Source organism: Streptomyces sp. NPDC059456 (genome assembly GCF_042750055.1).
In the GTDB taxonomy this organism is placed as follows: Bacteria; Actinomycetota; Actinomycetes; order Streptomycetales; family Streptomycetaceae; genus Streptomyces.
In genome coordinates, this window is record NZ_JBHYVA010001120.1 from 1 (window position 1) to 1,347 (window position 1,347).

Consider the following 1,347-nt stretch of genomic DNA (forward strand, 5'->3'; position numbering starts at 1 on the left):
ACCATCGGTGGCCGGGACGTGGAACACCACCGCACCCGACAGCTCACCCTCCGGCAGCGCACCCCACACGTGCTGCTCCGCCACGACCTCGCCCGCGACCGCAGCCGGCGCCGGACGCCAGGCGATCTCGAACAGCGACTCCGGACGAGCCCCCTCCAGCTGCTCCTGCGACACCGGGCGGAACGTCAGGCTCTTCACCGACAGCACCGGAGCACCGGTCGCGTCGGCCGCGTCCAGGGACATGGTGTTCTCGGAAGTCCAGGAGATCCGTACGCGCAGCGCCGTGGCACCGACCGCGTACAGCGAGACGTCCTCCCAGAAGAAGGGCAGCAGCGGCTGTGCGCCCTCCCCCGACTCGTCGTCGGAACCGGACCCGCCGATGCCCAGTGCGTGCATCGTGGCGTCGAGGAGCGCGGGGTGGACGCCGAAGCCCTCGGCGTCGCCGTGCGCCTGCTCGGCCAGTTCGATCTCGGCGAAGATGTCGTCCCCGGACGTCCACGCGGCCGTGAGGCCCTGGAAGACCGGCCCGTAGTGGTAGCCGCGGCCCTGGAGCAGCTCGTACGTGTCACTCACGTCCACCGCGGTGGCGCCGGTCGGCGGCCACACGGCGAGGTCCGGGCCCGCGGCGGCCGGGCGGGTTCCGAGGAGACCGTCGGCGTGCAGCAGCCAGGACGTGTCCGCGGGGGCGTCCTCGTGTCGCGAGTGGACCCGTACGGTCCGGCGGCCGGTGTCGTCGGGTGCCCCGACGGACACCTGGAGGGCGACGCCGCCGTGCCGGGGCAGGACGAGGGGCGCCTGGAGGGTGAGTTCCTCCAGGACGGGGCAGCCGACCTGGTCGCCGGCCCGGAGCGCCAGCTCGACGAACCCGGTGCCCGGCAGCAGCACGCTGCCGAGCACGTCGTGGTCGCCGATCCAGGCGTGCGTGGCGGCCGCGATGCGACCGGTCAGGACGGCCTCGTCGGAACCGGCCAGGGTGATGGCCGCGCTGAGCAGCGGGTGGCCGACCGAGGTCTGGCCGTGGTGGGCGACGTCGGTGGCCGGGGTGGCCTCCAGCCAGAACCGCTCGTGCTGGAAGGCGTACGTCGGCAGATCGACGCGACGGGCGCCGGTACCGGCGTAGAAGGCCGTCCAGTCGATGCGCGCGCCCGTGGTGTGCAGGTGGGCCACGGCGGTCAGGAGGCTCCGGGTCTCGGGGCGGTTCCTGCGCAGGACGGGTTCGACGAGCACGGTCTGCCCGTCGAGGGAGACCTGAGTGAGGGCGGTCAGGACGGCGTCGGGGCCGAGTTCCAGGAACCGGGTGACGCCCTTGGCGGCGAGGTGCTGGACGGTGTCGGAGAAGCGGACGGC

Annotated in this window: 1 protein-coding gene; it reads right to left on the bottom strand. The window is 73.5% G+C overall.

All coding sequences use genetic code 11. From position 1 onward, the window contains the following. Positions 1-1,347 (bottom strand): polyketide synthase dehydratase domain-containing protein (locus ACFXA3_RS42615; protein WP_385196934.1); only part of this gene is annotated, 1,347 nt, incomplete at both ends.